We start from the raw sequence: 13,946 nt of genomic DNA on the forward strand, positions 1-13,946 counted from the left end.
AGGGTTCCTCCTGTCCGTGTGCCGGTGGCAGGGTCCGTCGACGGGCGGGTACCCGGGCGGTCATGCGCCAATCAGCGCGGCCGCCGCCCTAGGCGGTCTCTTGCGGGGGCAGCAGCCGCGGGAGCAGCACGGCGGCGGCGGTGGCGGTCGTCGCGCACGTGGTCGCGATCCCCCATCCGACGGGATCCAGCGGGCGGCAACCGAAATAGCCGCACAGCCCCGGCGTCATCACCACCGCGCCGAGCACCGCGCCACTGGCCGCCGTGGTGAGCCACACCAGCGGGCTGCGGTATCCGGAGACCAGCGTCTGCCCGAGCTGCGTGCCGATCAGCGCGACCAGCCCGATGGTCGCCGCGCGCCGCTGCGTGCCGGTCATGCGGCCGAGGGTCCAGGCGACCGACGCGCTGGTAGCCGTCGCGACACCGCGGACGCCGAGCGTGCGCAGCAGGTCCGTGCCCAGGTCGGCGCGCGGGAGTCCGGCCAGCCGCTCTCCGGCCCGCTCCGCCTGCGCCCGCGGATCGTCGGCGTCGTCGGGATCGGCGGTGTCGCGCTCGCGCGACAGCGCCAGCGCCATGGCGGGGAACATGTCGGTGAGCATGTTCACCAGCAGGAATTGCCGGGTGCCCAGCGGCGCCCGGCCACTGACGGCGGTGCCGTACAGCGTGAAGGCCACTTCGCCCGCGTTGCCGCCGACCAGCACGCCGACGGCGTCGGTGACCCGCTGCCACATGCCGCGCCCTTCGACGAGGGCGTGCAACAGCACCAGCGGGTCGGGGTGGGTGAGCACCATGTCGGCGGCATTGCGGGCGGCGACCGAACCCTGTGCGGCCAAGCCGATTCCGACGTCGGCGGTGCGGATGGCGGCGGCGTCGTTGCTGCCGTCGCCGGTCATGCCGACCACGTGACCCGCGCGGCGCAGCGCCGCCACGATACGCACCTTCTGCTCCGGGTCGACGCGGGCGAAGACGGTACTCTGCTCGATCAGCTCCGTCTGCGCGGTCTCGTCCAGACGGTCGAGATCCGCGCCGGTCACCACCTGGCCGGCCTCGATACCGAGCTGGCGGGCCACCGCCGCGGCGGTCACCGGGTGGTCGCCGGTGATCATGCGCACGCTGATGCCGTTGCGTTGCAACGCGGTCACCAGCGGCAGCGTCTGGGGGCGCGGAGCGTCGGCGAGGCCGAGGAAACCGAGCAGGGTGAGCTCCTCGACGGCCGCCTCGACGTCGTCGGGTTCGCCGGGCAGATCGCGGCGGGCCACCACGAGCACCCGCAGGCCCTGCTCGGCGAGATCGCGCACCGCCTTGTCGGCGCGTTCGCGCATGTGCTCGTCGAAGGGATGGTCGGTGTCGTCGGTCCGCACCCGGGTGCAGCGCGACAGGACGACTTCCGGCGCGCCCTTGACGATCAACCGCAGTTTGTGGGCGGTGTGGCCGAGGGTGGCGGCGTAGCCGCGGTTGGATTCGAACGGGATCTCCTCGATCGGATCCCAGCGGCGGGCGTCGTCGCCGAGCGCCTCGGCCGCGGCGTCGACCACCGCACGGTCGGTGGCGTGCGCGATCGGGCCCTCGGCGGGGTCGGGGCAGGCGCGGGCCGCGGCGCGCAGCAGGCGGTGCGCGCTCTCCGAGCCGGCGTCCGGGGACCACTGGTCGTCGAGATCGGCGAGGGTGGTCAGCCGCAGCCGCCCTTCGGTGAGGGTGCCGGTCTTGTCGAAGCACAAGGTGTCCACCCGGCCGAGGGCCTCGACGGTGCGGCTGGCGCGCACCAGCACGCCGTGCCGCGACAGCCTGCGGGCGGCGGCCAGCTGAGCGACCGTGGCCACCAGCGGCAGTCCCTCGGGGACCGCGGCGACCGCGACGGCCACACCGTCGGCGATCGCGGTGCGCAGCGGCCTGCCGCGCAGCATGCCCAGCCCGGTCACGACGCCACCGCCGGTCAAGGTCAGCGGCAGGGCGCGGTCGGTCAAGCGGCGCAACTGCGCTTGCACGCCTGCCTTCTCCGGCGGGATGGCGCCGGCCGCGGCGCGGCCTGCCTGGGTGTCGGGGCCGACGGCCACGACGATCGCCCGCGCGGTGCCGTTGACCACGGTGCTGCCCTCGAACACCATGCAGGCGCGATCGGCCACCGACGTGCCCGGGGTGGCGGGCACCTGCTTGTCGACGGTGATCGACTCGCCGGTGAGGCCGGATTCGTCCATCTCGAGGTCGTCGGCGCGCAGCAGTCGCGCGTCGGCGGGGACCACATCCCCGCCGCGCAGCACGATCACGTCGCCGAGTGCGAGAACGGTGGCGGGCACCTTCCGTTCGCGTGGTTCGCGCGCGTCCAGCTCGGCGCGATCGATCACGCGGGCGGTGAGCCGTTCGCCCTCGAACAGGCGGTGCAGCGCGCCCTCGGCACGCTGCCGCTGCCAGGCCGACACCAGCGCGTTGACCCCGAGCACCGACGACAGCAGCACCGCGTCCGACGGCGCGCCGAGCACGGCGGTGGCGACCGCGCCCACCCCGAGAATCGGGGTGAGCGGATCGGCCAGCTCGCGGCGCAGTTGGCCCGCGAACGACACCGCCGAGGCGAGGACGCGCGCGCCGGGGATGCGGGCGGCGGGACTGGGCGCGGCACGCTCCTCGACGGGCGCGGGCCGCGGCAACCGGCTCAGCACCTCACCGGGTTCGAGGGCGTGCCACGGCAGCAGCGGGGCGAGGGTGGCCTGGGGCTCGGCGCGCGCTGCGCGCCAGCCGGTGTAGGCGCCGCTGAGCAGACCGGTGTAGTGGGCGGCGGTCATCGGCGAGGACCGGCCCGCGCTGTCCGGGGCGACGGCCAGCAGCAACCCGCCCAGCGCGGCCGCCGACAGGGCCAGTGAGCGGCCCCGTTCGCTCACCTGCCGGGCCGGGGCGATGGCGGCGAGCACCCGGTGGGCCTGCCCGAGATCGCGGCAGACCGCGTCGGCGGTCCAGGGCATCTGCAGCGCGTTGCCTTCCCGCACCGCCATCCCGATACCGACATCGGCGAAGGCCAGGGCCTTGTGCGCGCGGGGACTCAGCACCGCGACGACGTGGCCGTCCTGTTGCAGGGTGCGCACGCGTTCGCTGAGCGAACGCGACGGGGAGACGAATTCGTCGGCCATCGACCGCAGTTCGGCGGCGTCGGCGCCCGCGGCGAGGGTCACCCGCAGGCCCGCGCTGCGGGCCCTGCTCAGCAGGGCGTGCGCGCGCCGGTCGAGTTCGCGTCCGACCAGCACCCGTCCCACCGGTGTGCCGTTGTCGTGGAGTTCGCGCCATACCGCGCGGCGGGTGTCGCCGTCATCGGGCCTTCCGGTCGCGGGGTGCACCAGACGCCGGTGGCCGCCGGCCGACAGGTAGCGGTCGGTGTCGTCGGGCAGCAAGTCGTTCTGGGCGCCTTCGCCGGCCTCCTGTTCCCACAGCAGCCGCTGGCTCGCGCTCCATACTTCGGCGACCGACCACCGTGGATCGGTGGCTTCGGCGTCGAGGATCAACCGGCGCGCGGTCAACAGCGACTCTCCGTCGATGACCAGCGCCGACAATCGGTCCAGCCGCCGCCACACGCGCGGGTGCAGCGTCAGTACGCCCGCCCGGCCCAGCATCGTCGAGACCAGCGCCCCGTAGGCTTCGCGGCTGGCCCGCGCCGCCTTGGGCGCTCCCAGTTCCAGCGCGTCGGCGGCGCCGAACAGGCCGCGGCCGCCGAGCACGGAGGTGACCGCACCCACCAGCGCGCCCGCGGCCGTTTCGTCGGCGACCCGCTCGATCGGTCCCTGCGGCATCTCGACCACGCGGGCGCGCGGCGTCAGCGGATCGCAGACTTCCGCCGGGCGGCGGTCGATGTCGGCTTCCCAGTCGCGCCATTGCGCGTACCGGGTCAGCGACTCGGTCAGGGTGAGACCGCGGTGCACCGCGTCGATCACCAGGTTCGCCGTGCCCGCCGCGGCGGTGTTGCCCAGGGCGTTGCCGATGGCGTTGGCCGTGGTGAGCAGCAGGTCGGTGCGGGTACGGCCGAGCTGTTCCTCCAGTGGTTTGCGCAGGCGGGGCTGGGTGTCGACGAAGGCGGCCACCGCGCGCAGCACGCGGGCGGGCTTGCGCAACGGCAGCACCGCGGCCACCGTCGACAGCGCGATCGCGCCCACGTCGCCTGCGACCTGGATCCCGGCCGCCAGCAGCGGTTCCCGATCGCCGGGGTGCTCACAGCCGCGGCTCCAGTCCAGGTCGCCGACCGCGGTGTCGGCCTCGACGGACTCGATGGCCGACACCAGGGCGGGCAGGTCGGCCGCGCCGTGCTCGAGCGCGGCGACGACGCGCCCGGTCACCGCGTTCACCCGCCACCAGCGCACGTCGCGGCGCCGGTCCAGGGTCCGGTGCAGCGCTCGGGTGACGTCGCCGCTCTTGCCGGAGTCCAGTCCGCGCACTTCCACGGTGGCCCGGTCCTCGTAGAGGGCCACCCGGCGGCGGGTGCGCAGCGCATGCGGATCGATCAGCGCCGCCAGTTCGTCGCGCAACTCCTCGTCACGTCCCAGGTTGAGCAGCGACGCGCTCGCTCGCGCGCCCGCCACCACCGCCTGCACCGGCGCCTGTGCCGCTTTCGCGCCCAGACCGACGGCCTTCTCCACCCCTGCGCGGGCCATCTCGGCGGCGACGGAGGTCGGCGCCTCGAGCCACCACGGCGAGACGGCTGCGCGTAGTAAGAAGCTCATACACGGCAGCTACCCAGGCCCGAACAGAGCAAACCGTCCGCCGCCGCGGTCTCGGACGACCGCGGCGGGGTCCGCCGCGCCGGTCAGTTCGTGGCGGTCGGGTCGAGCACGACTTTTATCGCGCCGTCGGTTTTCTGTTGGAAGTCGGCGTAGCCCTGCGCTGCTGCGCTCAGCGGTAGCCGATGGGTGGCGAAGCCGTCCACGCCCAGTGGGTCGCCGTCACGCAGCAGCGGCATGATGTCCTCCACCCATCGTTTGACGTTCGCCTGGCCCATCCGCAGCTGGATCTGCTTGTCGAACAACACCCGCATCGGCAGCGGATCGCGCATGCCGCCGTAGACGCCGATCACCGAGATCGTGCCGCCGCGGCGGACGATGTCGATCGCGGAGTTCAGCGCCGCGAGCCGGTCGACGCCCGCGGTGTCCATCACCTTCTGGGCCACCGCGTCCGGCAGGAACGCCGCCGAACGCTGGGCCACCGACGCGATCGGCGACCCGTGGGCCTCCATCCCGACCGCGTCGATCACCGCGTCGGTGCCGCGGCCCTCGGTCCAGCCGCGGATGATGTCGCCGACCGGCTCGTCGGCGGCGGCGAGGTCGATCACTTCCACGCCGCGCCCGGCCACCCGCGCCAGCCGCTCGGGCACCCGGTCCACGCCGATGACGCGATAGCCGCGCTGCGCCGCGACCCGGCAGGCCATGTCCCCGATCGGGCCGAGACCGAGCACGGTCACCGAACCGCCGTCGGGCACCCCGGCGTACTCCACCGCCTGCCAAGCGGTGGGCAGCACGTCGGACAAATACAGGAAGCGGTCGTCGGCAGGTCCCTCGGGCACTTTGACATGGGTGGCGTCCGCGTGTGGCACCCGCAGATACTCCGCCTGACCGCCGGGCACCTGCCCGTAGAGTTTCGAGTAGCCGAACAGGGCCGCGCCGCAACCGTACCGGCGGACCTGGGTCGTCTCGCACTGGGTGGGCAGGCCGGTCCGGCACATGTAGCAGCCGCCGCAGCTGATCTGGAACGGGACCACGACACGGTCGCCGCGGGACAGCCCGGTGACCGCCGAGCCGGTCTCCACCACCCGTCCCATGGCTTCGTGACCGAGGACGTCGCCGGTGCTCATGTAGGCGCCGAGCAGCTCGTACAGGTGCAGGTCGGAACCGCAGATCCCAGTGGAGGTGACCTCGATGATCGCGTCCGTGGGGGCCTCGATGCGGGGATCGGGCACCGTCTCCACGGCGACTTTGCGTCGTCCTTGCCAGGTCACTGCCTTCATCCGGGCGCTCCTCCGGTCGGGGTCGATAACTGTCCCCGTCCTACCCGGCGGCCTGGCCCCGAAACGACCGCCGCCGGGTTTGCCCGCCCCCCTTCGGGTAGGTGGCGTCTCCCCTTCCATTACGGGTATCGGGATCGCGGGGACGGCACGCACGACCGGGCGGCGAACGAGCTGACCACCGATGTCGACCCCGCGTCCAAGCAGCCGCTGTTCAAGACCGCGGCGGCCCGTATACGACGGGCACCGTAAGCCGCAGGTGTGCCGGCGCCGTTTCGGGGTAGGCGGTAGCCGTGGACCATACACGAGCTCCTCTGCTGGAAGCGCTTGCCGACTATCACCGGCTGGGCCGGTACGGCTTCACGCCGCCCGGGCACCGGCAAGGACGCGGAACCGACGAACGCGTCCTGGACGTGATCGGCCGGGACGCCTTCGGCTCCGATGTGCTGGCCGTCGCAGGGCTGGACGACCGGCTCTCCCGCGGCGGCTATCTGGCCCGCGCCGAGGCGCTCATGGCCGACGCGGTGCGGGCGGAATCGGCGTTCTTCTCCACCTGCGGCAGTTCCCTGTCGGTCAAGGCGGCCATGATGACCGTAGCGGGCGGCCACGACGGCGGCCTGCTCGTGGCGCGGGACAGTCACAAATCGGTCGTCGCCGGGCTCATCTTCTCCGGCGTCCAGCCGCGGTGGATCACGCCGCGCTGGGATGCCGAGATGCACTTCGCGCACCCGCCCTCGCCACAAGAGGTCCGCGAAGCCTGGGATGCCCACCCCGACGCCGCGGGCGCGCTGATCGTGAGCCCCAGTCCGTACGGCACCTGCGCCGACATCGCCGGCATCGCCGAGGTCTGCCACGAGCGGGGCAAGCCGCTCATCGTGGACGAAGCGTGGGGCGCGCATCTGCCGTTCCACGACGACCTGCCGACCTGGGCCATGGACGCCGGCGCGGATCTGTGCGTGGTCAGCGTGCACAAGATGGGCGCCGGGTTCGAACAGGGTTCGGTGTTCCACCTGCAAGGTGATCTCGTCGACCCGATCCGGCTCAGCGAGTGCGCCGACCTGCTGATGACCACCAGCCCCAACGTCCTGGTCTACGCCGCGCTCGACGGCTGGCGCAGGCAGATGGTCGAACGTGGCCAGGAACTGCTCGGTGACGCGCTGCGGGTCGCCGAACAGGCCAGGCGGCAGCTCGCGGAGATCCCCGGTATCCAGGTGCTCGAAGACGAACTGCTCGGCACGGAAGCCTCACACGACCTCGACCGGCTCCAAGTCCTCATGGACGTGTCCGGCACCGGGGCCAGCGGCTATCAGGCCGCGGACTGGCTGCGTGAGCACCGGCGCATCGACATGGGTTTGAGCGATCACCGGCGTCTGCTCGCCACCCTGTCGCTCGCCGACGACAAGGACACCGTCGACACCCTGATCGACGGCATCGCCGCCTGGCGCGACCAACTCGACGACCCCGACCCGCCGAGCATCGACCTGCCCTCGCCGGAAGACCTGCAGCTGGAATCGGTGATGTTGCCACGCGACGCGTTCTTCGGCCCGGTGGAGACGGTGGACGCGCGCGACGCCGTCGGCCGGATCGCCGCCGAGCAGCTCACGCCCTACCCACCGGGCATACCGGTGGTCGTGCCCGGTGAACGCATCGACGGCGCCGTCGTCGACTACCTGCGCACCGGGCTGGACGCGGGCATGAACGTGCCGGACGCCGCGGACTCGCGGCTGCGCACGATCCGGGTCGTCGCCCGCGGCCGAACCGGAAGTTGATGTGGATCAGGAGGTTTCCTTCATGGCCGGACCGACCGCCCTCGCGCTGGTGTGCACGCTGAAGAAGTCACCTGCCGAATCCAGCAGCGACCTCATCGCCCGGCAGGTGCTCGACGAGCTGGCCCAGCACGACGTGCCGGGCACGGCGCTGCGCGTGGTGGACTACGAGGTACTGCCCGGCGTCACCACCGACGAGGGGCCCGGCGACCAGTGGCCGTCGATCCGCGAGCGGATCGCCGCGGCCGACATCCTGCTGATCTCGACCCCCACGTGGGTGGGGCACATGTCGTCGGTGGCGCAGCGAGTGCTCGAGCGCCTGGACGCCGAGCTGTCCGAGACCGACGACGAGGGGCGTCCCGCGATGGTCGGCAAGGTGGCCACGGTGGCGGTGGTCGGCAACGAGGACGGCGCGCACAAGATCGTCGCCGATCTGTACCAAGGGCTCAACGACATCGGATTCACCATCCCCGCGCAGGGCTGCACATACTGGAACGATCAAGCCATGGGCGGCACCGACTACCAGGATCTGGACTCGGTGCCCAAGGCCGTCGCCTCGGCCACCGCGGCGCTGGCCCGAAACGCCGCACACCTGGCCCGGGTGCTGAGCGCCCAGCAGTACCCGCCCGCCGGATGACTTCCGCCCGTGATCGCGCCGGCGCCCCCTCCGGGTGCCGGCGCGATCACGTGGTCAGGCGAGGACGGCGTCGACGGTCTTCTTCAAGGCCGACGGCTGCGCGGGCGAGGTCGGCGCCTTCTTCCTGAGTTCCTGCATGCGCGCGCCGATCTCCTGCAGTTGCTTGCGTCCCAGCTGCTCGCGCACCTTCGGGAACCACTCGTTCTCTTCCTCGTCGATGTGATGATCGACGTTCTCGATCAGCACGGTGGTCTTGGCGGTGAAGTGCTCGTCGTCGGGCTTCATCGTCGCCAGCTCGGTGACCAGCACGTCGGCGACGTGATGCTCCTCGTAGGACTCCAGGATGTCCTCCTCGAGGTCGGGAACGAGTTTTCGCACCTCGGGGTACATGCACTCGTTCTCGAGATAGGTGTGCACGGTGAGCGCCTCGATGATCTTCTTCACCACGTCGCCCTTGGTTTCGACGGCGTCGTCGCCCGCCTTCTCGAACTGGCGGAACAGCTTCCGGATCGCCTTGTGGTCGTCGCGAAGCAGCACGATCGCGTCGGTGGTCATCGCTTTCTCCTTGCATCGGGGGCCGAGTCTTCTGCCGACATTCCCGGCGCCACGCCGCCGAAACCGCGGTGTGCGCCGTGCGGCGCACCTCGTCGCCGGCCGTATGGTGAACAGGCAGCGAACACAGGAAAGGACGAAGATGCCCCACGCGGACGATTACGCACAGGAACTGGCCGAATTGGCGCAGGAGGCGGAGATCACCGTGGCGGTCGCCGAATCGCTCACCTCCGGACGGCTTTCGGCCACTCTGGGCGCCGCGCCGAATTCCTCCGACTGGTTCCGCGGCGGCCTCGTGGCCTACAGCACGGAGGTCAAGCAGACCGTTCTGGGAGTGCCCGACGTGCCGGTGGTGTCGCGAATCGCGGCCGAAGCGATGGCCACGGGTGTCCGGAAACTGCTGAAAGCAGGTGTGGCCGTGGCGGTCACCGGTGCGGGCGGCCCGGATCCGCAGGACGGCCAGCCGCCGGGGTCGGTGTGGTTCGCGATCGCAGGCGAGCAGGGCGTGCGGGCCTGGCACCGTCAGTTCGACGGCGAACCCGCGGACGTGGTGGAGCAGACCGTCGCCTGCGCCACCGAAACGCTGCTCGACACCGTCCGGTCGCTGGGCCGGGATGGCTCGCCGTCGTGACCCGCGGTCACGTCGAGCGGCGCCGCTTGCGGTGGCTGGTGTCGCAGAACGGGTAGTTCTTCGAGCGCTTGCACAAGCACAGCGCCACCACGAACCGGTCGGACCGGACCGTCCGGCCGTCCGCGGTCACGAACTCGACCGGGCCCTCGATCAACGCGGGGCCGTCGGCGGTGAGCGTCACCCGCCGCCACTGCTCATTGCCGGATGCGGTCGGCACGGATCACCACCAGGTCTTCCATTCGCTGACCGGGTCCGATCAACCCGGCCGATTCCAGCCATTCCGCGCGGCGGCGCAGCACCGGCCCGAACGGCACGGTCGCCCGTGCCACGATCGCGGCCTTGAGCTCCCGCTCCCGCAACTGGGCCAACGTCTTGTCGGGATCGCTCAACGCCGAATGCACGATCAACGCGACGCCCCGCGGTTTCAGCAGGGTGGGCAGCGACGCGCACAACTGGTCGAGGATCGCTCTCCCCCCGGCTCCGGCGTCCCACGCGCGGGCGAGGCCGCGGCTGTCGGTGCCCTCGGGAGCGGGCACGTAGGGCGGGTTGGCCAGCACCAGATCGAAACTGCGCCCGCCGAGGACCGCCGCGAAATCCCCGCGCAGCACCTCGGCGTCGATCCCGCGCAGCCGGCAGTTCAACCAGGCGGACACGACAGCGGCGCGGGAGACGTCCACCGCCGTCACCCGCGCGGCTCCCGTGTACGCGGCGGCGACGGCCAAAGCGCCGGTGCCGGTACACACGTCCAACGCATGCCCGCCGTGCGGCACGCCCGCCTCGGACAGGGCACGGACGAGCAACCAGGTGTCCAGCTGCGGCGGATAGACGCCGGGAGGTCGAATCAACATCACATTCAGCGGATAGCCCGCCGAGCGCTGCTTAATCCCGCGCGCCGCCCGGGCCGCCGCCGGTAGCCCGCAACGAGCTGCCACCGCAGCGCCACGCCGCCAGCACATGATCGGCGAATCGGTCCTCCAGCAGGTTCGTCACCTGGATGCCGAAGGCCACCGACTCCGTCAGCGCGGGTTCGCGCCGCAGCAGGTCACCGATCACACCGGTGCGCATGACCTGCTCGTGCACCGCGTCGGCTTCGACGTGTTCGCGATAGAACAGCAGACACGCCGGATCGGCGTCCAACCGCTCCAACGCCTCCACCAGGCGCTGAGCGCCGGGCGGGGAGGTGATCTCCACCGTCGCGAAATGACCGACCAGCGCGCCGCGCCACGAGCGATGCAGCCCGAACAGCGACATCATGTTCACCAGCGCGAGCATCGGCGCGGGAACCGCGTCCAGATAGTGCAGATAGTCCGGGTTCAGCCCGGCGCCGGCCAGCAGATCGGCATACAGCTGCGCGTGCACGCGTTCGCCGCGCCCGCCGCCGAACTCGTCGAACTCGACAGCGACCAGCGACGCCTTGGCTTGGCCCCGCAGCCGGGGAATCACCCAGGCGTAGGGGTCGGCCTCTTTGTGGTGATAGATCGAACGATGCACGAAGTATTCGCGCATCTGCCACCACTCGCCCTCCTCGCGCAGGAAACCGCTCAGTCCCTCCGGCTCGGCCGGGGTGACCAGCAACTGTTCGAGTTCCGCGTCCAGATCCGCTCCCCCCGGCACGTCGTCGCGCAGCGCCCCGAGGAACCGCTGCTCCATCGCGGCTCGCAGACCCAGCAGACCCGGGTCCCATTCCCACCCGGCATCGACCGGACCGAAACCGTGATAGTGCAGCTCGTAGCAGGTGTGCAGGGCCAGATGCAGGTCCTCGCCGTACGGGTCCACCGCACCCAGCCCCGGCACCGGCCCGCCCGGCCTGCCGCGCAGTAGCTCCACCACCGCCTCCGACAGCTCGCCGCGCGGGCGGGGCAGATCTTGCTGCTGGGGGTCGATCATCACCGTCATACCGGTCGCTTACCCCGGCCCGGCGACGTTATCGCTTATCCGTTCGCCTTCTTGTACGCCTCGACGACCTCGGCGGAGATCCGTCCCCGCGCCGACACATCGATGCCGTTCTTGCGCGCCCATTCCCGGATCACCGTGGCCTGTTCCCGATCGTTCGCCGACCGCAGGACCCCGCCGCGGCCGCGGCGCGCACGACCGACCTTGCGGGCATACGGAACCCACTGTTCGAAGAATCCGCGCAACTGGCCGGCATTCTCCGTCGACAAGTCCATCTCGTAGGCCACGCCGTCCACGGCGAAAGACACGGTTTCCTCGGCCTGAGACTTGCCGTCGTAGTCATCGACCAGTGTCACGACGACCTTGCGTGCCATAGAGATAATCCCTTCACGGTTACCGAGCGCGTGCAGTCGAAAAAACATTCGTAGCCAGTAGATAACAGATCAGTTCCGCCCACCGGACGGCGGGGGTCCCCCACCGCGGCACGGAGCGCGTCGCAACCGGCGACGCACCAGCGGCGACCGTCGAGCCTCCACATATTGCCCGCGCACCCGGCCCGGCCGCAAACGGCCCCTCGGCGAATTGCCGAATCCGGCCGCGTCGACGGAGCCGCATTTCACCGGAGCCGGTCCACACTGCTGCCGGTCGAATTCAGTCGGCGACCTTCTGCCACACCGAGACGTGCCCGCGGCTTTCGCCGGTGAACGGCTCCCGCGTCCATCCTTCCCAGCGTTCACGCAGCCGCAGACCGGCCGGCTCGGTCATCAGGTCCAGCTCGGCGGGCCACACATAGCGGAACGGGATCCCGCACCCGGGCACCGTAACGTGCCGAAATCGGTTGTGCCCCCCATTTTTCGGGGCATACCGGCTCCCACCGTTGAGAAGTTCACGACTCCTCTTCCGCCTAGTCTGGACGGCGCCCGGTCGAGGCGGAATACTGGCCTGCGCCGGTTTCGCAGGAACCGACCATGCCGGGTGCGGGTAGCCGGTCGGTTCACGGTTCGGACGAAAGGATCATCTCTCGATTCTGCAGGCAGGCAATCGGCCCGTTGAGGACGGCGGGGGGCCGAGTACCGTTCCGAACTCTGTCGAGCGAGTGGGACATCCGCGGGAGGCGGACCCCACAACGAACCAGATGTCGGCCGATTCACCGAACTCGGCCCGACGAGCCCAGTGCACGAGCGGAAGTCGATAGTATGCGTGTGGCCTTGTTGCCCGCAGGTACCAGGGGCGATCATCAACCGTATCTCGCTTTGGCGCACGAATTCCGCGCCCGCGGGCACGACGTGGCGATCACCGCCACCCGCAATCAGGCGCACATCGTGCGCAACGCGAATTTCGAACCGCAGGTGATTCCCTTCGACGCCGCGGAACTGCTCGAGACGACCGCGGCCAAACGCGCTTTGGCCTCCGGCAAGACACTGCCGTTCGTGCGCATCATGCTCGACACGGTGAAGATCATCGAAGGCGAGCGGGGCGTCGCGATGCACGAAGTGCTCGCGGAGACCTGCGCGGACGCCGATGTCGTCGTCGCCTGCGCGTCCACGCTGCCGTGGGCGATGGAGTTCCGCGAGAAGACCGGGACGCCGGTGCTCGGCTGCCTGCCCTATCCGCTGGAACGCACCGACGAGTTCCCGTCGTCGTTCATGGCGAAGAACATGACCTCCTCGCGGCTGCTGTCGCGGGCGACCTACAGTCTCTTCGAATTGTCCTACACGTTCCTGTACCGCAAGGTCGACCGGCAATTGCGGCAGCAGATGGGTCTGCCGGGCAGGCCGCGCAATCCGTTCCGGCGACTACGTGCCGAGCAGATACCGCTGGTCCACATGGTCAGTCCCGTGCTGTTGCCGAAGCCGCACGATTGGCCGGAACGCGCGACGATCGTCGGCGCCTCCGTTCTGCCGCCCGCGCTGCGGGACGCCTGGGGTGAAGCGGTCGTCGACCCGGAACTCGACGCGTGGCTCGACGAAGGGGAACCACCGATCTATTTCTGCATGACCGGAATGCCCGTGCTCGATCCGGTGGAATGCCGCGAGATGATCGCGACGGTCTGCGCGCGCTTGGGAGCGCGGGCGCTGGTCACGGTGAAAGGCGAGGGATTCCCGAAAGGATTCAGCGCCGACCGCTCCCTGTTGATCATCGATTCGTTCGACTACGACCGCGTGCTGCCGCGCTGCAGCGCCGTCGTGCACCACGGCGGCAGCGGGAACACCCACGACGTGGTGCGGGCGGGGATCCCGGCCGTGGTGATCCCGGTGCACAGCGATCAGTTCTTCTACGGGTGGCGCATCGCCGCGCTCGGCATCGGAGCGACCTTCCCGTATCGCACGATCACCACCGACCGCTTGCATCGAGCGCTGGCGCAGGCCCTGACGCCGCGGGTGCGGCAGCGTGCGGCGGAGATCGGCCGCACGGTCGCGGCGGAGAACGGTGTGCTCGCCGCGGTCGACGCCGTGGAGAAATCGGCTGCCGCGACCACCCGACCATGAGCCGCCGG

The 13,946-nt window shown here is 70.8% G+C and carries 11 protein-coding genes; 4 read left to right on the top strand and 7 right to left on the bottom strand.

What is annotated here, in order from left to right:
• Positions 1-88 precede the first annotated feature (88 nt).
• Both QMG86_RS16345 and QMG86_RS16350 read right to left on the bottom strand, forming a co-directional pair.
• Positions 89-4,696 (bottom strand): cation-translocating P-type ATPase, encoded by a 4,608-nt coding sequence (locus QMG86_RS16345; protein WP_281880570.1) that lies wholly within the window; start codon positions 4,694-4,696, stop codon positions 89-91.
• 83 nt (positions 4,697-4,779) lie between these two features.
• On the bottom strand, positions 4,780-5,973 hold the full coding sequence (locus QMG86_RS16350) for an alcohol dehydrogenase catalytic domain-containing protein (protein ID WP_281880572.1): 1,194 nt from the start codon (positions 5,971-5,973) through the stop codon (positions 4,780-4,782).
• Between the two features lie 290 nt (positions 5,974-6,263).
• On the opposite strand from QMG86_RS16350, the gene QMG86_RS16355 reads away from it, so the two are divergent.
• Both QMG86_RS16355 and QMG86_RS16360 read left to right on the top strand, forming a co-directional pair.
• On the top strand, positions 6,264-7,739 hold the full coding sequence (locus tag QMG86_RS16355; protein ID WP_281880573.1) for an aminotransferase class I/II-fold pyridoxal phosphate-dependent enzyme: 1,476 nt from the start codon (positions 6,264-6,266) through the stop codon (positions 7,737-7,739).
• Positions 7,740-7,761: 22 nt separating this feature from the next.
• On the top strand, positions 7,762-8,373 hold the full coding sequence (locus QMG86_RS16360) for a flavodoxin family protein (RefSeq protein WP_281880574.1): 612 nt from the start codon (positions 7,762-7,764) through the stop codon (positions 8,371-8,373).
• 54 nt (positions 8,374-8,427) lie between these two features.
• Here the strand turns inward: QMG86_RS16360 and QMG86_RS16365 are convergent, their stop codons facing one another.
• Complete coding sequence (locus tag QMG86_RS16365; protein ID WP_281880575.1) at positions 8,428-8,928, bottom strand: hemerythrin domain-containing protein; 501 nt, start codon at positions 8,926-8,928, stop codon at positions 8,428-8,430.
• A gap of 139 nt (positions 8,929-9,067) precedes the next feature.
• Here QMG86_RS16365 and QMG86_RS16370 point away from each other — a divergent pair, with 139 nt between their 5' ends.
• On the top strand, positions 9,068-9,556 hold the full coding sequence (locus tag QMG86_RS16370) for a CinA family protein (protein WP_281880576.1): 489 nt from the start codon (positions 9,068-9,070) through the stop codon (positions 9,554-9,556).
• Between the two features lie 7 nt (positions 9,557-9,563).
• Here QMG86_RS16370 and QMG86_RS16375 read toward each other — a convergent pair whose 3' ends face one another.
• From QMG86_RS16375 to QMG86_RS16390, 4 genes are read right to left on the bottom strand one after another with little or no spacing between them, the layout of a single operon-like run.
• Positions 9,564-9,773, bottom strand: a complete 210-nt coding sequence (locus QMG86_RS16375) for a CDGSH iron-sulfur domain-containing protein (RefSeq protein ID WP_281880578.1) — start codon at positions 9,771-9,773, stop codon at positions 9,564-9,566.
• Positions 9,751-10,404 (bottom strand): HemK2/MTQ2 family protein methyltransferase, encoded by a 654-nt coding sequence (locus tag QMG86_RS16380; protein ID WP_281880580.1) that lies wholly within the window; start codon positions 10,402-10,404, stop codon positions 9,751-9,753. The genes QMG86_RS16375 and QMG86_RS16380 overlap by 23 nt, the downstream gene beginning before the upstream one ends.
• Before the next feature lie 31 nt (positions 10,405-10,435).
• Positions 10,436-11,452, bottom strand: a complete 1,017-nt coding sequence (locus QMG86_RS16385; RefSeq protein ID WP_281880581.1) for an iron-containing redox enzyme family protein — start codon at positions 11,450-11,452, stop codon at positions 10,436-10,438.
• Between the two features lie 35 nt (positions 11,453-11,487).
• The gene (locus QMG86_RS16390; protein WP_281880583.1) at positions 11,488-11,823 is read right to left on the bottom strand and encodes a histone-like nucleoid-structuring protein Lsr2; all 336 of its coding nucleotides are present in this window, start codon (positions 11,821-11,823) and stop codon (positions 11,488-11,490) included.
• A gap of 822 nt (positions 11,824-12,645) precedes the next feature.
• Between QMG86_RS16390 and QMG86_RS16395 the strand changes: the two genes are divergently transcribed.
• Positions 12,646-13,938 (top strand): glycosyltransferase, encoded by a 1,293-nt coding sequence (locus QMG86_RS16395; protein ID WP_281880584.1) that lies wholly within the window; start codon positions 12,646-12,648, stop codon positions 13,936-13,938.
• Positions 13,939-13,946: the final 8 nt, after the last annotated feature.

Source organism: Nocardia sputorum (assembly GCF_027924405.1).
Taxonomy (GTDB): Bacteria; Actinomycetota; Actinomycetes; order Mycobacteriales; family Mycobacteriaceae; genus Nocardia; species Nocardia sputorum.

Excerpts from the sequence above, each read along its gene's own strand:
- QMG86_RS16345 (WP_281880570.1), bottom strand. The coding sequence starts at position 4,696 with ATGAGCTTCTTACTACGCGCAGCCGTCTCGCCGTGGTGGCTCGAGGCG.
- QMG86_RS16350 (WP_281880572.1), bottom strand. The coding sequence starts at position 5,973 with ATGAAGGCAGTGACCTGGCAAGGACGACGCAAAGTCGCCGTGGAGACG.
- QMG86_RS16360 (WP_281880574.1), top strand. The coding sequence starts at position 7,762 with ATGGCCGGACCGACCGCCCTCGCGCTGGTGTGCACGCTGAAGAAGTCA.
- QMG86_RS16365 (WP_281880575.1), bottom strand. The coding sequence starts at position 8,928 with ATGACCACCGACGCGATCGTGCTGCTTCGCGACGACCACAAGGCGATC.
- QMG86_RS16370 (WP_281880576.1), top strand. The coding sequence starts at position 9,068 with ATGCCCCACGCGGACGATTACGCACAGGAACTGGCCGAATTGGCGCAG.
- QMG86_RS16380 (WP_281880580.1), bottom strand. The coding sequence starts at position 10,404 with ATGTTGATTCGACCTCCCGGCGTCTATCCGCCGCAGCTGGACACCTGG.
- QMG86_RS16385 (WP_281880581.1), bottom strand. The coding sequence starts at position 11,452 with ATGACGGTGATGATCGACCCCCAGCAGCAAGATCTGCCCCGCCCGCGC.
- QMG86_RS16390 (WP_281880583.1), bottom strand. The coding sequence starts at position 11,823 with ATGGCACGCAAGGTCGTCGTGACACTGGTCGATGACTACGACGGCAAG.
- QMG86_RS16395 (WP_281880584.1), top strand. The coding sequence starts at position 12,646 with ATGCGTGTGGCCTTGTTGCCCGCAGGTACCAGGGGCGATCATCAACCG.